Origin of the sequence: Endozoicomonas atrinae, from assembly GCF_001647025.1 — a bacterium.
GTDB classification, from domain to species: domain Bacteria; phylum Pseudomonadota; class Gammaproteobacteria; order Pseudomonadales; family Endozoicomonadaceae; genus Endozoicomonas; species Endozoicomonas atrinae.
In genome coordinates, this window is the sequence record NZ_LUKQ02000084.1 from 1 (window position 1) to 22,988 (window position 22,988).

The window sequence follows — 22,988 nt, forward strand, 5'->3', positions numbered from 1 at the left end:
TTGAGAACCTTATTTCCGAAGATTAAAAAAACGGAAAGCGTATAGTTGTGTGATTTTGAAGATTTAAGTTGGACTTACCATCATGCTAGTAATTTGAGATAGCTTCTTACAAAGTCGCACATCGCGTTTAATTTGGTAGTTTTTACCAAAATGTAAAACCTCAGCCAGAGATGGCCTGAGGTTTTTTTTTGCCCGAAATTACTCCTGAGTGGAAAAGTTTCTAAGATCAGATTTGGCAGAAGCTAGGAGTCTTCGTTAACGGGATGATCCCTTTAGGAACTATTTGATGTTTTTTTAGTCAAAATTCTTAGGATTATCATGGAGGATTATCTAAGTGATTGAATTACCTAGATTGATTTATCAAGAGACTGAGCCGCAAGTCGTTCCTAATCTTAATGATGCCAAATCCCTTGAAACAAAGATACCCGTAGTACTTTGGCGAGGGAAACAAGTTCAAATAAAGCAAGTTTGGCTCGAATATAATAAAATGGGAATTGATAGTGAATCTATCCAGAAAATGGAACTCAGATTATCTTTGATTGATATCATAAGTCGCATACAGGTGTCTCATCCAGAATATTTCGCACGTTGTTTGAGTGAATAGAACCTAAGCTCACTATTTTTGATTATAGAACCGTCTGTATACATTCATATTCTAAAACCTCAGCCAGAAATGGCCTGAGGTTTTTTTCGCCCAAAATTTCCCCCTGTGCAGGACGCACTTATGACTGACCTCTCCGACCGTCTGGATCGCATTGATGTGAAGCTGGACAGGCTGAGTGAGGCCGTCTCTCAGCTTGCCCGGATTGAAGAGCGCATTTCCCACCAGAATGACAATATGAATCAGCTGGATTCAAAGCACAGTGAAATGGAAGCCAGGATAAGAGCCCTGGAACTTCAGGGCAGCTCTCGTGGTGTATTGCTGGCGGGGATTGAACGGCTTGGCTGGTTGGTCGTATCTGCACTGATTGGCCTGGTCGCCTTCTTTTTCAGGAAGTGAAGCAATGACGCCAAGGACGGAAACCAATTACATTGTGATTCACTGCTCAGCTACCAAGTCGGATCAAGGCGTCACTACTGACGATATCCGCCGCTGGCATGTGGAAGAGAATGGCTGGTCGGATATCGGGTACCACTGGATCATTGAGCGCAATGGCAAGATTCAGCATGGCAGGCATGCACAGGTTCAGGGTGCTCATGTTAGAGGTCATAACCATGAGTCCATTGGTATCTGCATGGTGGGTGGTATCAACCAGAATGGAGAACCGGAAGATAATTTCACGTCTGCCCAATGGCTGATGCTGGAAATGCTGGTTGAATCTCTACAGCTGCGTTATCCAGAAGCTCAGGTCGTTGGTCATTACTATTTCACGCCCTACAAAACCTGCCCGAACTTTGTGGTTGAGCACTGGTTGGAGACCGTCCAATGAGCTGGACTGCTGCAATTCCTCTGCTGGGTCAGGTGATTGAACGCGTCATTCCTGATCCTGAAAAAGCTGCCCAGGCTAAACACCAACTGGTGGATATGGCGGTTAAAGGCGAATTGGATGAGTTGGCTCAGCGTGCTGGCGTCATCAAGGCTGAAGCTCATGGTGATAGTTGGTTACAGCGGTCATGGCGCCCCATTGTGATGCTGGTATTTACCGCCCTGATCGTATGTCGCTGGCTGGGCTGGTCAGCCCCTGATTTATCAGAAGCGGTTGAACTCAAGCTGTTCTCCATCGTGCAGCTGGGTATTGGTGGTTACATCGCCAGTCGTGGGATTGAGAAGGTTGCAGACAAGATAAGGCGCTAAGGATGGCAGCTAAAAAATACAAGATGGTGGATCGTAAAGTCAGCGACCTGATCCCCTATGTGAACAATTCCCGGGTTCACGATGAAGAGCAGATCATTCAGATTTGTTCATCCATCAAAGAGTTTGGCTTTACCAATCCTGTGCTGATTGATGAGAGTAATGGCATTATCGCTGGCCATGGTCGTTTGATGGCAGCGAAGAAACTAAATCTTAAAACCGTTCCCTGCATTGTGTTAGCCGGGCTGTCTGAAGCCCAGAAAAAAGCCTACATCATTGCTGATAATGCCATTCCGCTTAACGCCTCCTGGGATATGGAAAAGCTGGCTCTGGAAGTGGATGCACTTCAGGCAGAGGACTTTGACCTGAGCCTGCTCGGTTTCAAAGATGATTTTATGGTCAGCTTGTTTGATGACCCGGAACCTGTGCCGGAACAGAAACCCAATGGCGAGGAATACACTGAAATCTTCAACATTCTGGTGGAGTGTGAGAACGAAGCCCATCAGCAGGAAATCTACGACGAACTGACACAGAAGGGACTGAAATGCCGAGTTCAAAGTTTGTAGTAGAGTCTGCCATCAAACCTTCCTTCCGCACCGAGAAGGTCAAAGGGATGTTTGATATTGATATGGAGTCGGTGAAGAAGGAGTTCGACGTTGATATTCCCATTGAAAACAAGCCCTGGAACATCGGCCTGATTGTCGGTGCCAGTGGTTCTGGTAAGACGACCATTGCCCGAGAAGTCTTCAAGGACTTTGAACTGTTCTCCGGGTTTAACTGGTCAGATCGTTCCGTAGTGGATGATTTCAGCGAAGACCTGAGTGCCAAGCAAATTACCGAATCGCTGAGCAAGGTGGGGTTTTCCTCACCTCCTGATTGGCTGAAGCCCTTCGCAGTGCTCTCTAATGGCCAGAAGATGCGGGCAGAGTTAGCCAGGCTGATTCTGGAATCCGACAAACCGGTCATTTACGACGAGTTTACTTCAGTAGTGGATCGTCAGGTGGCCAAGATCGGTAGTGCGGCTATCCAGAAGTTTATCCGCAAGGAAGGCAAGCAATTCATCGCTGTCAGCTGCCACAATGACATTGTGGAGTGGCTGCAGCCGGATTGGGTCTACGATTGCAATAAGCATACCTTCAAACGGAGGCGTCTTCGGCGACCTGAAATCCGCATTGATGTCCGCAGAGCGGACCAATCCGAATGGCCATTATTTAGGCCATTTCACTATCTGAGCAGTGAGCACAATCGTTCTGCTCATAAATACATTGCCGAGATTAATGGTGAACCGGTGGGTTGGTGCAGCGTTCTACATTTTCCTCATCCGAGCAATAAGAAGCTGAAACGCCTGCACAGAACGGTGGTATTACCCGATTATCAGGGGCTGGGCATTGGTTTTCAGTTGCGCTGCTATATCTGCGAGCTGTACCGAAAACAGGGCTACAAAGTGAATACCGTGACCACTTCACCTGCCCTGATCCATGCGATGAATAAATCCGATCGCTGGATCATGACCCGAAAACCCGGACGGGTCGGCATGCCTGCCCAGTCGATCCTGAGTAAGCATTCGTTCGATCGGTTGACCTGTTCATTTCAATATGTGGGTACGGATTGAGCATCATACAGGGTCGGCTCTACGTCGATCTGGCGGGGCATTTGATCATCGTAATAGGTTACACGATCAATATTGAAATCATCGTGTGGTGACGATTTACCGGTGTCTGGTGTTGATCCGATAGTGCATGAACAATCACCAACCTCAAATAAAAGCAGGCATCATCGCCTGCTTGGTGAGGATTGAATCCGGAATTAGATGCGGAATGTCTCCTCGTCCTTTTTACCGCCGTTTTTAAAGCATTCGGACAGATCATCAACCGCAGATTTCAAGGCGCTGATGATGGCGGTGGATTGGGCGTCGGTGTACTCATATTTGGTATCGTTGGCCAATGATGAGATGGATTTCAATACCCGCAGGGCTTTGGGTACACGGACGTTCGCCAGTTCAGCAAACTTTTCAGAGTTGGACTTTTTGGTTTTCTTATCATCTTTTTTAGCTGGAGTTTTAGCAGTGGTTTTAGCGGTGTTTTTGTTAGTAGCCATGATGTTGCTCCTTCGCGTTGTTTATTGTTTGTGCACTTTTACTATGGGTGAACTGCCGTATATCTCAAACTTTATTCTGCTTTTTAAATCTCTCTACATGGTTGATATAACAATCATTTTTTCAGTAGGTAATGGCTTTCAAACAGTCAAGTTAAAAACATCGTGGGTCCCTGCAATGTTTAATTTTTTGCGGGTACGATCGGGCGCGGGTTTTCGTTAGTGACAGGTCTGAAAACGAGGTATACACAGGTATACAAATCATCATTAACTTTCTGATTAATCTGGTTAATTCTTTAGTCATGCCGATAGCACTGTTTACCAGTGTTTGAGTGAGATTTTATGGATAGCCTACAAGGAGCCAAAACGGCATTAATTCAAGCTTGGCCAGCAATTCAGGAAGAATGTTTGGGGGTTCTTGGTTCTGAACTACATTATCAGGCCATGATTTACCATTGCCTCAGACAATATGGTGCTGTTCCCAAGAGTCAGTTGGGTATGAATGTCAAAATGTGGATCAGAGGACCTGTGACAGAGCTTTTCCAAAAACTTGCGGTTAGTAAGCGCACTGGTTATCAGACTGGTTTTGAACCTATTCCTGATGTGGTGATTTTTGATCAGCAGATTGATTCTGATTGGCGAAGGCGGAATCAAGAAAAAACGCTGCTTCATATGTTCATTGCCATTGAAGTTAAAGCATCGGAAAGAATGAATGGACGACTGAGGCCAAAAGAAATAACTACTGATATTGAAAAGTTGGTTGCACATAGGACTGAAGCTCAGCATCGAGGAGGGCAGATGTTACCAGTGATGCTAATCATTGATTCTGCCCCGCTTGAGAATGAAAGAATGACTTCCGAAGCTCTAAAGTCTATTAAACAAATCGCTGCAGAAAATCGAGTTGAATTACTTTACTGCGCCAGAGGCAGGAGCTATTCATCGTTTGATGATGTGGGCTGAGTTTTAATCAGCCATTGCTCAATCGTTAACTCTCTGGGAATACGCTGCTGGATCCAATCATCAATCAGCTGCTCTACCAGGCTTCGGAACTGACTTTCATCAGGAAAATCCCACGGCTCAAATTCTGGGTGCTGCTCACACAATAAAATCCAGAGCTGAGCCGCCAGTGTTTCAGAGACTTCATAATCAAACACGCCGGGAAAGCCTTCCTCGTCATTTTTTGAGTGTTCGATCTGGCTGATGATCTGGCTATAACGGCAAAGGTTCTGGATGAGTTCCAGTTCACCATCCCCAAACAGTTCGGCCGGTGTGCGGGTCTGGTCACTTAATTGATCCAGTACTCCGGCGCAAAAATAGTAATGCGTAATCAATTGGGCTTCAGTATTCATGGCTGTTGTTCTCCATTATTAATAATCGATGGCCAGCATAATGGTCAGTACACGGATGGTTTTGGTTAAGTCCGTGGCATCTTCCGAACCGTGCTCCATATCCGGGGCGTAATAATCGAACTTGGCGATGATCCATTCATCTTCAAACTTGAAGCGGAAACAGTCGTGTTCATCGTAGGGATCATTCTGCTCATTGAAGTGGTCAAATTCGGCAATGGCTTTCAGCAAGCCAACTTTGTTTTCAACGGTGTGCTGCAGGTTGGCGGTCATCGTGATTTCAAACCGACAATTGATCAGAGCAAGGCTATTTTTTACTTCAAGATTCACCAGTGACTTTCGCACTGCATCATTCAACGTGGCGATTTCATTCATAAGCACATCCTTTATTGATTCATTTTTTGTTGTCGCAGTAGCTCTATAGGGGATGGCCACGGTAAGTCGAGAAAATTTAAGACGAATGTCCATATTGAATGAGATGGCTGTAGGTATGACTTCCCATGGCACTGATTTCTCAAGCGGAATTTGCCAGACAGCAGGGCTTCACAAGGGGCTATGTCACGAAGCTGATCAAAAAGGGCATTGTGAAACTGAAAAATGGCAAGGTGGATTCAGTGCAGGCACAGCAGGCTATGAAAGCCAATGCTGATCCAGTGACGCTTATCCGCTCTGATCAGTCAGCTGACCTTTCACCGACACAACCAGGAGCCGTTGACTTTGTCACTGCCCGCACTATGCGGGAAGCCTTCAAAGCAAAGATGGCGAAGCTGGAGTATGAGGAAAAGAGCGGAACCCTGACGGATGCTGCCAAGGTAAAGCAGGATGCTTTCAAGGCTGGGAGGATTATTAGGGATGAACTGCTGGCCATTCCTGATCGAATGGCGGATGTGCTGGCTGCTGAAGATAATCCTTATGAGGTGACCAAGCTGTTACGTGAGGAAATAGAGCAGGCATTGAGTGCATTGATCAGTCGCACAAAATAAAAAAGCCCTGATCAACAGGACTGAATCGGAAATAAAACGTCAGAGTTATTGTTATTTTGGAGCTCGGTTATTGTTCTTGTTAGAAAGAACATCCCTGTATTTTTTGCTTTTATTCCGTTCGTTAAATCCCTGCAAACTGCGCTTCCCCCCTAACAGAACCCACCCTGTTGTTGTTATTTCGTCCCTGGTGCCATCCTGGCATTCGGTTCATCCTGAAAGGGTTCTGACTGTCATCCTTGCAATGGGTACTTATCATGTACCGTGCCAATTCTGAGCTTTTTCAGTAATGCCAAGGGGTGTGAACTTTGTCACAAATTTACAATCTCTTTAGATTTGGGTAGCTGTTACGCCTATTTGTCACGGATATAAACAAACAAGTGTATGAAAAGTCCCTATTTTTCAGGCTTTTTTGCTGGTTTGAAACCAGACACTAGACTGACCGTGTCTGAATGGGCTGACCAGAAACGAATTCTTCCTGCCAAGGCGACCAAGGAAGCTGGTCGATGGCGAACTTCCCGCACACCGTATCTGAAAGAGATCATGGACTGTCTGTCGCCATCGTCGCCTGTCGAACAGGTGGTGTTTATGAAGGGTGCCCAGGTTGGTGGTACGGAATGTGGTAATAACTGGCTTGGCTATGTGATTGACCATACGCCGGGTCCGATGATGTATGTACTGCCCACGCTGGATATGGCCAAGCGGACATCGAAGCAGCGGATTGCTCCGATGATCGATGAAATGCCGGATCTTCAGGAGAAGGTCAAAGACCCGAGAAGTCGGGACAGTGGCAATACCCTGCTGACCAAGGAGTTTCCCAATGGGGTTTTGATTTTCACAGGTGCTAACTCAGCCGCAGGCTTGCGCTCCATGCCTGCCCGTTTTCTGTTTATGGATGAGGTGGATGCCTATGACGATGATGTGGATGGTGAAGGCAGTCCAATCAATCTGGCCATCAAGCGAACCGCCACTTTCAGCCGTAACCGCAAGATACTAATGGTCAGCACGCCCAACATTGCCGAGACCAGCAAGATTGAAGCGGCTTATGAGGCCAGTGATAAACGACGCTATCTGGTTCCCTGCAATGGCTGCGGACACTCCCAACCGATCGTCTGGGCTCAAATCATTTTTGATAACCATAACCCTGCAACTGCTCGTTTTGAGTGTGTCCAATGTGGCCATAAGCATTATGAAAAAGACAAACCCAAACTACTCAGTCATGGTCACTGGCAAGCTGAAAATGAAAAGAGCAACAAGGTCGCTGGTTTTCACCTCAGCTCACTCTATAGCCCCAATGGCTGGTACAGCTGGCAGAATGCGGTTGAGGATTTTTTAGCGGCCAAGAGTAATCCTATTCAATTCAAAGACTGGACCAATACCGTCCTCGGTGAGACCTGGACGGAAAGAGGCGAAACCGTTGAGTACGCTTTGCTCTATCAGCGACGGGAACATTATCCGGCAGAGGTGCCCTGGTGGGTGGAAATACTGACCGTAGGTTGTGACGTTCAGGATGACCGTTTTGAGTTTGAAGTGACTGGCTGGGGTGCTGGTGAGGAAAGCTGGTCTATTGATTATGTCCGTTTATACGGTGATCTATCCCGGCAACCAATATGGGATTCCCTGGCGGATATGCTGCATAAAACCTACACCCGTCAGGATGGTACCAGAATGAATGTGGCTCAGGTCTGTATCGACTCGGGTGGCCACTACACCGATGAGGTGTATGCCTTCTGTCGTAAACAGGGCGCCGACTGGGCAATACCAGTCAAGGGATCATCGCAGGCCGGCAAACCGATCGCCACCTTCCCGAAAACCAAAAACAAGAAAGGGGTCTACCTGACCCTGATCGGGACGGATACTGCGAAAGAATTGGTCTATCAGCGCTACCGGATTCTAGAGCCTGGACAGGGTTACTGCCACTGGCCAGTCAAAGAGTGCTTTGATGAGGATTATTTCAAACAGGCCACAGCAGAAGAAAAGATAAAGAAATACCGGCTCGGTGTGCCGTACTTTACCTGGGATGCCAAGAACCGCAGAAATGAGGCACTGGATTGTCGGGTCTACTCACTGGCCGCGATTCGTATTCTGCAACAGCACCGGGGCATTAATCTGGAGTTACTCGCCAGAGGTCGACCAGCACCAGAAGATACGCCTGATCCCGAAGTTGAAGAAACCAGTAACAAGCCAAAAGCACTCCGTCGATCCTCCCGCAGCTCCTACCTTCAGAGATAACCACCATGATTACCGAGGCAGAATATCAGGCGCTGAAACGGGCAGTGCTCCTGCGTGAGACCCGTACTGTGGAATTTGAAGGTCGACGGGTGGAATACAGCAGTTTTGCAGAAATGGAAAGGCGGCTGCAGGCCATTGAGAGGGAGCTGATTAAACAGCAGAAAAGGCCAAAGCAGTATGGCATTTATTCATCCAAGGGAGTTTGAGCATGGGATTGCTCACCAACCTTTTCCGTCGTTTCAAAAACTCAGTTTATACCGCCGCAGGTATAGGGCGCCGCACTAAAAGCTGGTACGCACCAGGGCTTTCTCCGAATATGGCGCTGACTGCGGATCTGTCCAAACTCATCAACCGCTCCCGGGCTGCGATCCGAAATGATCCATGGGCAAGCAGTGGTCTGGAAAAGCTGGTCAGCAATGTGATTGGTCGGGGCATTACGCCCAAATCATTAGTGGACGACGATGGTTTACGTGAACAGCTGCAAAACCTGTTTCTGCAATGGGCTGATGAGTCCGATGCCGATGGTCTGTTGAGTTTTACCGGGCAGCAATCCCTGATCACCCGATCCATGTTTGAAGGTGGCGAGTGTTTTGTCAGGCTCCGTCCCCGCAAGCCGGAAGATGGACTATCGGTTCCCCTGCAACTGCAACTGCAGGTGCTGGAATCCGAGTTTGTTCCCATCAGCTATAACGAGACGCTGGATAATGGCCATGTCATTAAAGCCGGGATTGAGTTCAACAAGCTGGGAAAACGGGTGGCTTATTATTTTCACCGAGAGCATCCAGCGGAGTTTGCTTTTGACAGCACCCGACTGGTTCGAGTTAAGGCTGAAAACGTCCTGCATGTTTTTGAAGCCCTGCGCCCAGGACAACTGAGAGGACAGCCATTACTGACCCAGGTATTAGTCAGGCTCTATCATCTGGATAAATTTGATGATGCCACGCTATTGCGGCAGGAAATCGCCAACCTGTTTACCGGTTTCATAAAGAAGCCATCCCCCGAACAGGACCCCATTGACCCATTAACCGGCAAGCCACTGGTGTTTGGCGACACTGGTCTGCCCATGGTAGCGATGGAACCGGGCACCATGCAGGAACTGGCGCCGGGTGAAGAGGTCGAGTTCAATAACCCGCCTGGTACTGCGGCAGACTATCCAAACTTTATGAAACAGCAGCTGATGGCCATCGCCGCAGGTATTGGACTCCCTTATGAAATGCTCTCGGGTGATATGGCCGGAGTCAGTGACCGGGCTCTGCGCCTGATCATCAATGAGTTCCGCCGCCGCATTCAGCAGATTCAGAATAACCAGGTCATCTTTCAGTTCTGTCGGCCGGTATGGAACCGCTGGCTGGATATGGCGGTGCTGAATGGCTCAGTAGCTATTCCTGACTATGCCAATAATCCACGAGCCTATCGCCGGGTGAAGTGGATCGCCCACGGCTGGCCGTATATGCATCCGGTTCAGGATATGCAGGCACAGAAGATGGCAGTGCGCTCTGGCTTTAAGTCCCGTTCCGAAGTGGTCAGCGAACTGGGTTATGACAGTGAACAGATGGATGGCGAAATCGCTGCGGATAATCGCCGGGCAGACGGCCACTCACTGAGGTACGACAGTGACGGCCGCGACCCGGAAAACCATAAAACTTCCAATCAACCAGCAAAGGATGACAGGGATGAGTCATAACCGACAGTGGTACACCTTTAAAAATGAAGCCAGCCAGACACCGGAGCTATTCATCTTTGATGACATTGACGACTGGTACGGCGTTTCGGCACAGAGTGTGGTGGATCAAATCCGTAATCTGGAGGCTTCAGACATCAATGTTCGGCTAAACAGCCGGGGTGGCATGGTGTTTGAAGGCATTGCCATCTATAACGCCTTACGACTTCATAAAGCCAGCATCCATGTCACCATTGAGGGGTTGGCAGCGAGCATTGCCAGTGTCATTGCCATGGCCGGAGATACGGTCACCATCGCTGAAAATGCCATGATGATGATCCATAACCCCTATGGCTGGGCACAGGGCGATGCCGAAGCGATGCGTAAAACGGCCGATATTATGGATAAGATCGCGGACAGTATCGCTGTGTCTTATACAGCCAGAACCGGCAAGAGCCTTGACGAGATGAAGGCACTGATGGAATCGGAATCCTGGTTCACCGCAACGGAAGCCCTGGAGTTGGGATTGGTGGATCAGATTGATGAACCGGTAAAGGCCGCTGCCCGCTTTGACCTTTCCATGTTCACTAATGCACCGGATGGTTATGGACGTATCGAGCAAGCTAAAAACCCGGCAGAGCCAGTTCCACCACAGAATTCGACGGTGGAGCCGCAACCTCAAATTAATTCTGTGGCTATTGCTGATCTTTGCAGTCAGGCTGGTTATCCAGAAAAAACCGCTGCAATTCTTAAAGCGGCACTGCCGGAAGCTGAGGTCAAGGCTCGACTCGCCAGCTATGACCAGATTAAGAACCTCTGCCAGACAGCAGGCTTCCCGGATAAGGCAGCGGATTTTATAAAAGAGGACTGTTCGCTATCGGAGGTGCAGAACCGTCTTCTGGCACTGCTGACCTCTGACGATGAACCCATCAATAATGCCCTGACGCCCAAACAGCAGGGATTGAAACCAACCACGTCAGCCATTGATACGCAGGCGATCTACAGTCGGCGTAACCGGGCATAACCCTTTCTCTATCCCTCCACTTGTTACAACAAAAGAAGGACTTTACCCATGAGTGTAAAAACGGAATCCGTGTATACCGGCGAATTTCTGGTGTCTGAAGGCAACAATACCATCAGCCGTGAACAGGTACCCTTGGCGGCAAACCTGACGATGATGCCTGGTACTGTTGTCGGCAAGGCTTCTGCTGATGGGATTTTCAGCCCTCTTGACCCTGCTGCAGATGATGGCACCCAAAACGCGGCTGGTATTCTCTACGCAGGCAAGGTGACGGACGCTTTAGGCGGTGACGGTGTCATCATCGCCCGTCTGGCAGAAGTGGTGGACAGCCTGCTGATCTGGCCTGCCGGGATTACTGTTGAGCAAAAGGCAACGGCCGTGGATCAACTGGCCGGGCTGGATATTATCCTGCGCACGGAATAACCCTTCCTGAATTACCCGTTGTCACAATTTCTTCACACCTTTTCTATTACCGTTATCAAGGAGCGATAACATGCTGGATATTTTTAATGACGATGCGTTCAGTCTTACCAGTCTGACCGCCACCATCAATGAGATGGATTACAAGCCTGGTCGTCTTGGGCAACTGGGTCTCTTTCAGGAGAGTGGCATCAATACCACAACCGTTGTGGTGGAAAGCATTAATGGCGAGCTTCGCCTGCTGCCTTCGACCGAACGTGGTGCACCCGCTACTCAGGCTATTGGCGATAAACGTCAGCTGCGCAGCTTTGTAGTGCCTCATATACCTCATGACAGCACGATTCTTGCCGCAGAAGTGCAGAATGTCCGTCAGTTCGGCAGTGAAGATGCCATGCAGGGCGTTCAGGCAGTGGTAAACCAGCGATTGCAGAAGATGAATGCCAACCATGAAGTGACGCTGGAGTTTCTGCGAATGGGCGCGCTCAAAGGGGAAATCCTCGACGGCGATGGCAGCACCATTCTCTACAACCTGTTTGATGAGTTCGGTGTTACTCAGCAGACCCATGATTTCAAGTTCTCGGTCACTACGACGGATGTTCGTGCCCAGGGTGTCAAAGCCCGCCGTCTGGTGGATGATGCGCTGGGTGCATTGCCTTACAGTGGCCTTCATGCCTTCTGCGGATCGGATTTCTTTGATGGGCTGGTCGGTCATAAATCAGTGAAAGAAGCCTACCAGCGATGGCAGGATGGCGAAGCGCTGCGCACAGACCCCAAGGGCAAGTTCCGTTTTGCGGATATCGATTGGGAAGAGTACCGCGGTTCAGTGGGTGGCAATGACTTTGTCGCGGCCAATGAAGCATATCTCTACCCAACAGGTGCAGATATCTTCAAGACCTGGTTTGCGCCGGCTGATTTTGTCGAGACCGTCAACACCATCGGTCTGCCTCGCTATGCCAAGCAGAAGGTGATGGATTTTGAGAAGGGCGTGATTGTTCATACCCAGTCCAATCCCCTGCCAATCAACCTCAGGCCACGGGCGGTTATCAAGCTCACCATGAGCTAACCATAACAACAGGAGACTGCTCAAATGGATGAAGCCTTTAAAGTGATGGATCACACCATTCTTTCAACCTTTGGGCAGTCTGTTTTACTGACACTTTCAGATCAGTCATCGCTAGAAGCAAGAGGCATTATCACTAAAGAACTGGTTGAGCTTGGCAAGTATGAAGCTGTGCAGGGAGAGGTAACGGTTCTAACGGTGGATAGCTCTATCCGGCTGAAGCGTGGCGATACTGTGCTGGCCAATGGTCAGGTTTATGAGGTCGACCGAAAACTGAAAGACGATGGCTACTTAGCCAAATGGAATATCTATGCTCATTGAACAGGAAGTCAGCGGAGATATTGAAGAACTCACCGCCCTGTTCAAACACTCGCCTGAAAAGGCCGAGCAAGCCATTCAGAGATCCCTGTCCAAACTGAGCCGTTGGGCTGAACGGCAAGTGCTGCGTGATATGTCCCGACGAATGAAAGTCTCTCAGAAACTGCTGAAAGAACTGAACCGGATCAGGGTGAGGCTCAATAAAAGCTACGGCAGAAAAGAGCGTTACCTGACCATCTGGATTGGTATTGATGAAGTGGGTGCTCATCGTCTGGGTAATCCGAGACAAACTCGGAGAGGTGTCCGGGTGGGGAGCCATAGTTTCTGGGAAAGCAGTTTCCTGATGCGGCCAGTTAATGCCTCCCGGGAATTGATCTTTGAACGAAAGGATTATTGGCAGCACCGTTATCAGCAATCCAAACGCTCAGGCCGCTGGATGTGGATGGGCTTGCCGCTGGAAAAGAAAACAGTGCGTATTGATGTTGAAGCCGAAACCTCCCTGAAAAAAGTCAGCCCTCTGCTGGTGAACCGGTTTACTGATCTGCTCCACCAGGAACTCAACTATGCCTTCAATATCGAATCCTGAACGACAGATTATTGAAAAGCTGCTTGCTCATCTGAAACAGGTTTCCGAAAACACGCTCCTTGGCTATTCAGCCACCGGCCAGGAACAGGATTTAGACCTTCCGGCCATTCTAGTGCAGCTGGAATCCATTAATGAAGAACAGCGCCAAGGCCAACGGGCAAAGTACCGGATGGAATTTAATATCAGTGTGGTGGCCAAAACCAACAAGGACACCACTTATACCTTGCTGGATTTAACCCGATCTATCCGGAACCTGTTCACCACTGGCCAACGTTTTACGCCAGAAGCCCGAACTATCCACTTCAGTGAAACCCAGTTTGATATTTCACCGAGCAATGCACACCTGTCGTTTGCTGACCTGCAACTGCACATTGACGTCGTCCTCTAACCCCACCTTCCTGATAAGGAGATCACCCCATGTCTACGATGGATCGTAGTTTTATTGGTGCCGGAAGCATCTACCTCAAACCGGCTGATGGCTCTGCCCCCCTGTTGCCAGTCGGCAACGTGAGCGAGTTCAAATTCAGCTTTGAAGAAGATAAGAAGGAGTTGAAAAACTATTTAGGTGGCGGGGGAAACCGAAATACCATCAGCCGGATTTCGTCGATCTCTGCCAGCGTTACCGCCCATGATTTCACCGCAGATAATCTGGCCATGGCCCTGCGAGGTTCCGCCACCGCAGGTTCGACTACAGCGGTGACCGATGAACCCCATACCTCTTTCGGCGTGGCAGGCGAGCTGATTCCCTTCGATAAAATGCCTGACCTGACCAAAGCCATAACGGTCAAAGACAGTCTGGATACCACGTTGGTTGAAGGGGATGACTACACACTGACGAAAGCCGGCATTAACGTGGTGGAAGGTGGCGGAATAGATAACCTTGGCATCACCGTCAGCTACACCCCGTTAGCCTCCAATATGGTGCAGGCCTTGATTGAGTCCGGCAAAGAGTTCGTGCTGTTTATGGAAGGCCTGAACGATGCCCAGGATGGCAAGGCATTCAATATCCGGGTGCACCGGGTGAAGTTCTCACCCGTTCAGAATCTGGATTTTATCTCCGACGATTTCGCCAGCATCCCGCTGGAACTGGACGTGCTGGCAGATACCACCATCACTGGCACTGGCCTCAGTACCTTTTTGCAGATTGATCTGGCGAAGTAACGACCTTCCTTTGATAGCCTCATTTTTGGGGCATATTTCTCGATAGAAAAGCCCATGGCCTCACTCAAACAGTCCGCCATTCAGTTAGTCCTGAAGGCAAAAGATGCGTTGTCCGGCAAGGTGAAACAGTCAGCAGAGTCCCTTGATTATCTGAAGGGCGAAGCGGCTGACCTGAAAGAGCAGCTTGGCAAGCTGAAAGATCAGAAGGCGTTGCTGACGTCGTTTGAAAAACAGACGCGGGCAACGTATGAGGCAGGGAAAGCCTTTCGTGCAGCTCAGGCAAAAGTGTCTGCGTTGGCCAGAGAAGTTGATCGTGCTGAGAAGCCTACCAAAGCAATGGCGTCGGCGCTGACCAAAGCCAGGCAGGAGGTCAGAAAAAGCAACACGGCGTATGGTCGTCAGCGTGAAGCATTGGCCAATTTAAGAAACCAACTGAACAAAGCAGGTCTCTCTAGTACCAAGCTGGCTCAGCAACAGCAGAAGCTCAGTCATGAAATAGAAGAAACCGGTTATGCCTTTGAGAAAGCCAATAAAAAGGCCAGGCAGGCTGATCGTACCTTCAAGAAAGATACCCTGAAAAAAGTCGCCAGGGATGCCAATAAAGCATCATCAGGCATTGGCCGTTTAACCAAACGCTTTGCTGGTTTAATAGCTGCCTCGGCAGGGCTTTATGCCATCAAACGTGGCATTGAATCCATCCTGACCACCGGCGATAAGTTTGAGCGCCTCAATGTTCAGCTGGAAGCCATTATGGGTTCCATGGCTGAAGGTGAACGGGCGCTGGCCTGGATTAAGGACTTTACCCAAAACACACCTTTCCAGCTGGAAGAAGTCTCTGAAGCTTTTGTCCGATTAAAAGCCTTCGGTCTTGATCCGATGGATGGTTCCATGCAGGCCATTGTCGATCAGGCGGCAAAGCTCGGCGGAGGGATGGAGCGGCTGAATGGGATCTCCCTTGCAGTCGGCCAAGCATGGGCAAAACAAAAACTTCAGGGTGAGGAAATTCTGCAACTGGTGGAGCGCGGCGTTCCCGTTTGGGAAATGTTGGAGAAAGCCACCGGCAAGAATGTTCAGGAGTTACAGAAACTCTCAGCAGCGGGCAAACTCGGACGGGATACTATTTCCCTGCTGATCGCTGAAATTGGCAAAAGCGCCGAAGGTGCCGCCGCTAAAAACATGACGCTGCTGTCTGGTTATGTCAGCAACCTGAAGGACAGTTGGCAAAACTTCGTTGCAGAGATTGCCGACAGTGGAGCACTGGAATACACCAAAGACCTGCTGCGCTCTCTGGCAGAACAGGTTAAGACCATGCAGCAAGATGGTCGCCTGTCTGGACTGGCTAAAAAGATCAGTGATGCTTTTATTGCCATAAGTGAGGCGGTGAAAGCGGCATTAGGTGAAATCACGCTTGATGATGTTGTCACTAAAGCCAGCAATGCCTTTTCAAACCTCACCAAAGGGCTGGATAAGATAGCCACAGCGTTTACCCTCACAACCAACTCAGTTACGGCGTTTTTTGAAGGCTTTGCCGTGGGCGTGAAAGGCTTTGCCTCGGCCTTTCTCTATACCTCCGGAGAGATAATCTATGGTTGGACAAAGATGGCTGAAGTGGTCAGTTCATCTGAATTTGTTAAGCCTGCCATGGAAACGGTCAACTACCTGCGCTCCCTTGGTAAGGAGTTTGCGACCTCAGCGGCAGGTAATGTCAAAACGGCAAACGAAGCTGCGTTGAAGGTGTGGGATACGGTCACCAAAAAAACCGAAGACTCGAACAAGAAATTTCAGGCCAGTATTAAGCGCAATGTAGACCTCTCCAAAAAGAGCATCGATGAGCTACTTGGCAATTACCAAAAAGTTAATGAGACGGTTAAAGAAGTTGGTGAAACCTTCGGAGAAACCTTTGAAAGCGCAGCCAAGGGCTTGGAAAAAATTAATGCAGCGGAAACCCGGACGGAATTAGCCAGCCTCGGCGTGGTATTAGCGGAGTCCTTACGGGCAGGCATTATTACGCAGGAGGAATATTACGAGGCCACCGAGGCCAGCCGGGAAAAGCTTGCGGAATTTAATAAGGAAGCCAAAAAGACCAAGGATTCGGTCAAAGAAGTTGGCGACAGTGCAGAAAAAGCAGGGGAACAACAAACCGCAGCCCTGAATGATGCCACTTCCATTGCCGGTGCAATGGCAGGTCATTACAACACCCTGACCGAAGAACTACAGGGGATGAGTGGTGCGGCGCACGATGCCTTTGTGGCGATGAATGGCGTGGGCAACGTCAACACCGAGCAGGCGATCAGCAGCATTGCCGAACTAAAAAGTCAGCTCGAAGAAACGAGAGAAGAACTTAACAAGCTACAGCACTCTTATACCTTCGATGTCACCGGCATAAGTAGCTGGATGAATGAGACTGCGAAAAATGCTGCCTATGTCAAAAGCCAGTACTTAGAGCAGAAGATCGCTCTCGAAGAACTGTTAGAGAGTTATGAGCTCGGTGGCTCCACGGCGAAAAGCTTTCTCCATCAGGGCGAGCGAGCCGCTGACACGATGAACCTCCTGAACAATCAGGATTTAGACCGCCTCAACAATGCCATTCGCTCGGCAGAGCAAAACATGGCCAGCCTTGGGGAGAGTTCTCGTAATACTCTGAACAGTCTGCAAGATGAACTGGATGAACTACAGGGCAGGCAGTCGGATATTGAGCAACGTCGTTATCAAACGCAGCGTGACGATCTGAAGGTACAGCAGGCCGAGGCCGTTGCCAAAGGGGATCAGGAGGCGATCAAGAATATCACCTCTGCCCTGCGGATCAGTGAGCAGATTTACAACGAACGTATCCGGCAGGCCAACAATGAAAAAGCCCAAGCCCTCCGAGAGAGCCAGGTGAGTACGTCAGCACCAACCACCCGAACCACACAACCGGCTCCGCAGAAAATTATCCGGCTGGAATATCCCGGTGGTGCGGTCAATGTCGGCATTGATTCAACGGATGAAACCAAACTGCTGGAAGCCCTGAAAAACGCAGGCATGAGGACGGTCTGATGATACTGGATACCATAACCCTCCCGGATGATCTGCTCTGGATCAATGAATTTGAATGGAACCCCGTCGAGCAAAGCACCGAGCGGAGCCTGACCGGTGCTTTGCTGGTTCAGGAAGGGCAACTACTACATGGCAGGTCAATCATTCTCTCTGGCAATGGCGAGGCCGGTTGGGTTTCCCGGCTGACGGTCAAGAACCTGTTTGCTCTCTCCAAAGCGGCTAATAAAACCATGACTCTAATGCTCCCGGATAGTCGACAGTTCTCCGTTATCTTTGATCGGTCTAACGGTGCTCCTGTAGAGGCACAGCAGGTTTTACCATTCGCCTATCCAGAAGACAGCGATCAATACCTTCTGACCCTTCGCTTGTTGACCGTTCACTCAGGTCTTGATTGAAAACCTAAACTCAAAAAAATGATGTATTTTAATTCGATATCTATAATAGAGATTTGATGTCGTTTATTAAGCTTGATGTATTCTCAATACACTACTTCTTTAATTTGTGAGAATAATCCCTTTAGATTGATTGACTAATTGGCTAACTATAACTTTTAGTTAGGTCTTTCAACGCAACTACCAAAGAAGCTTCGCAAAAGTGGTATTTTTTGGTCGAGCTTTTTTGAGCAGTTGTATATGAGTCAAGGAGAAAATATATGCTTACAAAGCAATATATGGTAAGAGTATTTGCATTTTTATTGGTGCTCGTAAACTCATGGGCTTTCTCCAGTACGTCGATAGGGATGCAAACTCCCTTGGGAATGCAGGTACTGAACAATCTGACTGATGATAGTAAGGTAATTTATGTCAATGTAAAGGAGTGGCTAGAGAATAAAAACCGCTCATACCCTGAAAATATATACGATATTTCAATGCCTTTGGTTATGAATAATATTCATAATAACAAAAAATACCTTTTTGATTTCAGTGAAATAACTAATAGTGGTAATGAGCAGGAAGCCAATTATGCCGAGGATTTTTTTAAAAAGTTATTTGGTGTCGGTTTTCGTAATAATCAGTTTTTGCTTGTAGATCAATTTGACGGGGTGATCCAGTTCTCACCCTTTGATTCTGAGCAATCACCCATTGTAGAAAAAATGGAAGCATTCCATGAAGACCTTCAACCCTTTAAGAATCAGCTACCAGATCATTCTGCACGTTCTTTAGCTTCAGCCACTGCGGCTAATATACCTATCAAATCATATTATATTAACTTAGAATATCCAATAACCTCTCAAGAATGCTCTTTTCCAAAAAGTACAGTATGGTCAAGAGGGAATACTTCAGGGTGTGCGAATAATGCACATATCAGCCTTCGCTACAAAATTAACTATATGCGATCTAGGTCAGTTCTCTCTTCTGAGGGTGCAGCACCTGATCAAAAGTTGGTCAGGATAACTCTAGACGATAAATCAGCAGGTGCGGGAATTAAATTGAATAATGAACCATACAGCTGGTGGTACAAAAACACCGCTGGTTACACTGTAATTGACGGTTGGGAAGTAGAGTACTTTTCTCCAGCAATAGCACAATATTATGAGTTTGCATTAACAGCCTCTAATGATAAGGCGGCAATTACAGGAACATTTCCATCAAACAACCTGAATACAAACTACAGCAATACTGAAACATCTGGTTTTACCATTGGAGCCACAGCAAAGGCGGACTATAGCTTGAAAGATGGCTTATCCGTTGGGGCTGATGTTTCAGCCTCTTATACTGTTGAAAATACTTTAACCTTTAATACTGCAGATTATAGGATATTACGTATTCCTGAAAGTGCCCAAAGGATAAAGTTTAAATGGGATCGCGAGCAATATGCAACGTCCGAGTCTGTTCAGAACAAACATACAGGTCCTGTTTGGGATTACGGTTACCCAGTAGATCACCAAAGAATTAATGCCATTGGTTACGCTGGTTTTGTTCCAAATTTTGATGTACTTTTTGGAGCTGATCCAACAGCAACAGGTGATACGGACTTCGTCTTAACTGCTACCGTAGGCCTTAAACCGCTGTATAACCGTGTTTATCAACATTACTATGTAGTTGGTGCTCACAATTCGTTTCAAGGTTATGACATTCAGCCTAAACGTGTGACTGCAGTCCACCCGTTTACTGTTAATTGGGATGACGCAATATTCACTGGTGGATTTCCAGTAAAGTTGCAACTTGGAGGTATTCATAATAATCGTTGTATTGAAGTTAAAGAAAATAAAAATATTATTACTGCAATATGTAATGATGAAAATTCAGGGCAATCATTTATTTATGATAGTAATCAAAACTACATGAGTGTCTTACTGCCTGGAGAGTGTTTAGACTCATCGGATCTAACTGTCACAAAAGCCTGTGGGAGTGATCGTTCCCAAGTGTGGAAGTGGGTAAAAACAGATGACGAATTTACTGATCGTTTAATCAGTAATTACAAAGGCATTAATGTAAAATTAACTCATGATAATCAAGGTGGAATTTCGGTTGAGGACGTAGAAAGCTATTTAATTGATGGCTCTAGTGATCAAATGTTTACCGATTTCACCAACATATTTTAGGCTCTTCTTTTTTTCCAACATCGTTCGATGTTCATTTTTTTATAAAAAAACCTTCCTGAAAAATATTTCCATAATTTTATTTGATAAATATCAACCAAGCATAAGGATTTGCTATGGCTATTACTAATAGCGATGTAAAACTCTTCGAAAGCCAGCGCCTCACCGATGAGGAAGACGGTGGCGGTCGGGTCACTGGGAACGAGGTCATTGATGGCAACGTCAATAATCTCTTTCAGGATATTTCCCGGATCGACCGAACCATTGGTGATGTGGCTCTACGAAAGGCGTTTATCGGGATCAGCACCGATAACAATGACATTTACCTCGGCAGTCATTTGATATTGACCGAGCCTCCCAAGGATAAGAATGTCAGTGTTTTGCTGTTCAATACCGACAGTCAGACCGATGAGCGTTTGGATGCCAGAGACAGAATAGAAAGCTATGTTGTTCCCGGTATTAGGGCATCTTGGGAGTTGGTGGGCGATCAGCTGCAAGGTCAGCGTTCCATTGTTGGCTATCAGCGTGAGCAATGGTCTGTCCCTGAAATTGGTGAAGTCTATAAGCTCACCACTCCCGATGGGCTAACGAGCCAGTTTATCCGTATTACGTCTGTTGACCATTCGGTGGTCACGTTTACCTATCACAACGGTTCGGAGTATGTGGACTTTAACCGGCGTAAGGTGGAAATGGAGATTAGTGCCCCACTGGTGACAACCTTTGTTGGAGCGCAGCCTGTCCCCGGAGAACCGGAGGAAGAAACCAGCACCATTTATGGCACACAGATAGCCGACACAAGCCGTTACTATGGCATTCAGCTATTGAGTGCCAATGTGACCGCTGGCGACCTCACGGTTAAGGCCGAGAGCGTTTATGCACCACTGGTGCCGAGTGCCAAGGTCGAAAGCCCGTTGCTCGATCAATACGGTGGCTATACCGGCAAAACCATGGTGGCCACGGCTGACACTACCCGTTCGGTCAGCTGTCGTTTTGTGCATATTACCGGCAACCAGAGCCGAACCTATGTGCAGCGTGGCATATTACCTAAAACCCTCTCCGTGTCGCTCGATGGTGGCACCTTTGAAGATGACGGTGCGGGTCATCTGCTCCATAAAAGCGGGACCAATAACTTCAGTAAATTGACCGTGGACTATGACCTCGGGGAGATTAATGTCTGGCGAGCGAGCAGCTATACCACGGCCACTGCCAACGCTACCTATCAGCCTGCCGTGGCGATTACCGGGGCTGCGATCAGTGGGGCTATCCCGATCACCAACCAGAACCGGGGCTTTAACTACACCCTGAATATGGCAGAGGCCAAGCCAAGGCCGGGAACCTTGGTGGTCAGCTATATCGCTCTCGGTAAATGGCAGGACATTCGGGATACTGGCGCAGGCCAGATGACCGGCTCGGGAACCGGAATCATTATCTTTGCAACGGGGTCTGCGGCAATTACTCTTGATGCGCTGCCCGATCCTGACAGTGCCATCGTCTTTAGCTATGTGGCGCAGAATGATGATGAGGTTACGATCCGAACCGGCTCGGTGCCGGTGGATGATATGACCTTTCGCCATACCGTCGAGAAACCCGGCATCAAACCCGGCTCGATGACGGTGACGTATGTTTCCTCCGGCGAGAATAAAACCCTGACCGATCAGGGCAACGGCCTGCTGACTGGCGATGGTAACGGTGCCATTCATTACGCACCCGGCGAGCTGAGCTTTAAGCTGGATTTTCTGCCCGACAGCGGCACCGAGATTCAACTGACCTATGAGGAAGGCACCAGTGCCGGTGGCGAGGTGATTGTCTCGGTGGATGGTCAGGGCGTAATGAGTGGCACGATTCCCGGTGCTCCACTGCTCCCAGGTTCTATCCAGCTGCAATTTCTGGTCGAGCAGCTGTCCAATGTGCCGAGTGAAACCAGAAACGAGGATGACTGGACTACCTATGAAACCACCCGGAACGTGGCTAAACAGATCAGCGACGATACAACGGGTGGTTGGCGGGGAGTCAATGGCAGCATTGATTACCAGACCGGGGCGTTTACCATTCTGGCATTGGAGCAGTACACCTATCCTGAATACGTCATCAAGCAGACGTTTAATGGCTACGTTCGAAAGCTGGACGTGACCAACACCGCCAAAACTCAAACCTTCAACGGCAGCACCATTACCGCCATTGCACAGGCGAGCAACCTCGCTCATGCGCCTTACAACGAGAACATTACCTCACCAGAATTGACTATTGATCTGTTGCCCTTGATGGACAATACCGTTCTGCTCCCCGGCAGCGTGATCTTTGAATGGAACGGTGAAACCTACTTTGATCGGGACGGTTCTCTCTATAAAAACCTGAGCACTGAAACCAATGCCGGGGTTCAGGTGGGCAGGATTGACTACAGCGGAGGCATGGCAACTTTGGCCAGCTATCCAGAGGGATCGGTCAGCACCGCCACCATTCAGGCAGCGGCCACTATCGGCGTTGGCTTTAAGATCGATGCGGTCGCCTTCCGAACGCCCGGCGCTCCGATCCGTCAGGGCAGCTTGCAGCTAACGGCGGTGCGGGTGGATAACGGGGACATTATCACGGCAACGGCGGATTTTAACGGCGAGCTCAATACCGCAGAAGTGGTCGGAAAAATCGACGTAACCACAGGCTGGTGTGAGCTTCAGTTTACCGATGGCAGCTCTCCTGAAGAGAAGCCAATCTACGTTATCCCGCAGAGTGTCCGTTATAACTG

General features: G+C 48.6%; 25 protein-coding genes. 22 read left to right on the plus strand and 3 right to left on the minus strand.

Annotated elements, in window-relative coordinates; genetic code table 11:
• The first annotated feature begins 334 nt into the window (after positions 1–334).
• From AK963_RS13330 to AK963_RS13355, 6 genes are all read left to right on the plus strand, one after another.
• Positions 335–604, plus strand: coding sequence for a hypothetical protein (locus tag AK963_RS13330; protein WP_066015950.1), 270 nt, complete (start codon positions 335–337; stop codon positions 602–604).
• 120 nt (positions 605–724) lie between these two features.
• Positions 725–1,000, plus strand: a complete 276-nt coding sequence (locus tag AK963_RS13335) for a hypothetical protein (protein ID WP_066015951.1) — start codon at positions 725–727, stop codon at positions 998–1,000.
• Positions 1,001–1,004: 4 nt separating this feature from the next.
• Positions 1,005–1,430 carry an N-acetylmuramoyl-L-alanine amidase gene (locus AK963_RS13340; protein WP_066015952.1) on the plus strand — a complete coding sequence of 142 codons (426 nt, stop codon included), beginning with the start codon at positions 1,005–1,007 and terminating at the stop codon, positions 1,428–1,430.
• Complete coding sequence (locus AK963_RS13345) at positions 1,427–1,795, plus strand: 3TM-type holin (protein ID WP_066015953.1); 369 nt, start codon at positions 1,427–1,429, stop codon at positions 1,793–1,795. Before AK963_RS13340 ends, AK963_RS13345 begins: the two co-directional genes overlap by 4 nt.
• A 2-nt stretch (positions 1,796–1,797) precedes the next feature.
• On the plus strand, positions 1,798–2,358 hold the full coding sequence (locus AK963_RS13350; protein ID WP_066015954.1) for a ParB/Srx family N-terminal domain-containing protein: 561 nt from the start codon (positions 1,798–1,800) through the stop codon (positions 2,356–2,358).
• On the plus strand, positions 2,337–3,404 hold the full coding sequence (locus AK963_RS13355) for a GNAT family N-acetyltransferase (protein ID WP_066015955.1): 1,068 nt from the start codon (positions 2,337–2,339) through the stop codon (positions 3,402–3,404). Before AK963_RS13350 ends, AK963_RS13355 begins: the two co-directional genes overlap by 22 nt.
• A gap of 194 nt (positions 3,405–3,598) precedes the next feature.
• On the opposite strand, the gene AK963_RS13360 is transcribed toward AK963_RS13355, so the two are convergent.
• On the minus strand, positions 3,599–3,889 hold the full coding sequence (locus AK963_RS13360) for a hypothetical protein (protein ID WP_083232630.1): 291 nt from the start codon (positions 3,887–3,889) through the stop codon (positions 3,599–3,601).
• Positions 3,890–4,228: 339 nt separating this feature from the next.
• On the opposite strand from AK963_RS13360, the gene AK963_RS13365 reads away from it, so the two are divergent.
• Positions 4,229–4,846, plus strand: a complete 618-nt coding sequence (locus AK963_RS13365; protein ID WP_139117396.1) for a hypothetical protein — start codon at positions 4,229–4,231, stop codon at positions 4,844–4,846.
• On the opposite strand, the gene AK963_RS13370 is transcribed toward AK963_RS13365, so the two are convergent.
• Positions 4,819–5,235: a hypothetical protein gene (locus AK963_RS13370; protein ID WP_066015957.1), complete on the minus strand. Its 417-nt coding sequence runs from the start codon at positions 5,233–5,235 to the stop codon at positions 4,819–4,821. The two genes, AK963_RS13365 and AK963_RS13370, sit on opposite strands and share 28 nt — an antisense overlap.
• Positions 5,236–5,253: 18 nt before the next feature.
• The gene (locus tag AK963_RS13375) at positions 5,254–5,607 is read right to left on the minus strand and encodes a DUF3768 domain-containing protein (protein WP_175404515.1); all 354 of its coding nucleotides are present in this window, start codon (positions 5,605–5,607) and stop codon (positions 5,254–5,256) included.
• 125 nt (positions 5,608–5,732) lie between these two features.
• Here AK963_RS13375 and AK963_RS13380 point away from each other — a divergent pair, with 125 nt between their 5' ends.
• The 15 genes from AK963_RS13380 to AK963_RS13450 form a co-directional block, all read left to right on the plus strand.
• The gene (locus tag AK963_RS13380) at positions 5,733–6,215 is read left to right on the plus strand and encodes a hypothetical protein (RefSeq protein ID WP_066015958.1); all 483 of its coding nucleotides are present in this window, start codon (positions 5,733–5,735) and stop codon (positions 6,213–6,215) included.
• Positions 6,216–6,596: 381 nt separating this feature from the next.
• Positions 6,597–8,444, plus strand: a complete 1,848-nt coding sequence (locus AK963_RS13385; RefSeq protein WP_066015959.1) for a phage terminase large subunit family protein — start codon at positions 6,597–6,599, stop codon at positions 8,442–8,444.
• 5 nt (positions 8,445–8,449) lie between these two features.
• Positions 8,450–8,650 carry a phage head-tail joining protein gene (locus tag AK963_RS13390; RefSeq protein ID WP_066015960.1) on the plus strand — a complete coding sequence of 67 codons (201 nt, stop codon included), beginning with the start codon at positions 8,450–8,452 and terminating at the stop codon, positions 8,648–8,650.
• Positions 8,651–8,652: 2 nt separating this feature from the next.
• Positions 8,653–10,128, plus strand: coding sequence for a phage portal protein (locus AK963_RS13395; protein ID WP_066015961.1), 1,476 nt, complete (start codon positions 8,653–8,655; stop codon positions 10,126–10,128).
• The gene (locus tag AK963_RS13400) at positions 10,118–11,128 is read left to right on the plus strand and encodes a head maturation protease, ClpP-related (protein WP_066015962.1); all 1,011 of its coding nucleotides are present in this window, start codon (positions 10,118–10,120) and stop codon (positions 11,126–11,128) included. Before AK963_RS13395 ends, AK963_RS13400 begins: the two co-directional genes overlap by 11 nt.
• 48 nt (positions 11,129–11,176) lie before the next feature.
• Positions 11,177–11,548 carry a head decoration protein gene (locus AK963_RS13405; RefSeq protein WP_066015963.1) on the plus strand — a complete coding sequence of 124 codons (372 nt, stop codon included), beginning with the start codon at positions 11,177–11,179 and terminating at the stop codon, positions 11,546–11,548.
• A gap of 70 nt (positions 11,549–11,618) precedes the next feature.
• Positions 11,619–12,608 carry a major capsid protein gene (locus tag AK963_RS13410; RefSeq protein ID WP_066015964.1) on the plus strand — a complete coding sequence of 330 codons (990 nt, stop codon included), beginning with the start codon at positions 11,619–11,621 and terminating at the stop codon, positions 12,606–12,608.
• Between the two features lie 24 nt (positions 12,609–12,632).
• Positions 12,633–12,926, plus strand: a complete 294-nt coding sequence (locus AK963_RS13415) for a head-tail joining protein (protein ID WP_066015965.1) — start codon at positions 12,633–12,635, stop codon at positions 12,924–12,926.
• Positions 12,916–13,509 (plus strand): hypothetical protein, encoded by a 594-nt coding sequence (locus tag AK963_RS13420; protein WP_066015966.1) that lies wholly within the window; start codon positions 12,916–12,918, stop codon positions 13,507–13,509. Before AK963_RS13415 ends, AK963_RS13420 begins: the two co-directional genes overlap by 11 nt.
• A complete protein-coding gene (locus AK963_RS13425; RefSeq protein WP_066015967.1) occupies positions 13,487–13,897 on the plus strand; it encodes a phage tail terminator family protein in 411 nt (136 codons plus the stop codon). The genes AK963_RS13420 and AK963_RS13425 overlap by 23 nt, the downstream gene beginning before the upstream one ends.
• A 29-nt stretch (positions 13,898–13,926) precedes the next feature.
• Complete coding sequence (locus AK963_RS13430) at positions 13,927–14,670, plus strand: phage tail tube protein (RefSeq protein ID WP_066015968.1); 744 nt, start codon at positions 13,927–13,929, stop codon at positions 14,668–14,670.
• A gap of 54 nt (positions 14,671–14,724) precedes the next feature.
• The gene (locus AK963_RS13435) at positions 14,725–17,706 is read left to right on the plus strand and encodes a tape measure protein (RefSeq protein WP_066015969.1); all 2,982 of its coding nucleotides are present in this window, start codon (positions 14,725–14,727) and stop codon (positions 17,704–17,706) included.
• A complete protein-coding gene (locus AK963_RS13440) occupies positions 17,706–18,101 on the plus strand; it encodes a hypothetical protein (RefSeq protein WP_066015970.1) in 396 nt (131 codons plus the stop codon). The genes AK963_RS13435 and AK963_RS13440 overlap by 1 nt, the downstream gene beginning before the upstream one ends.
• Positions 18,102–18,358: 257 nt before the next feature.
• A complete protein-coding gene (locus AK963_RS13445; RefSeq protein ID WP_083232633.1) occupies positions 18,359–20,251 on the plus strand; it encodes a leukocidin family pore-forming toxin in 1,893 nt (630 codons plus the stop codon).
• Between the two features lie 113 nt (positions 20,252–20,364).
• A partial coding sequence (locus tag AK963_RS13450) for a hypothetical protein (RefSeq protein WP_066015972.1) occupies positions 20,365–22,988 on the plus strand: 2,624 nt, incomplete at its 3' end.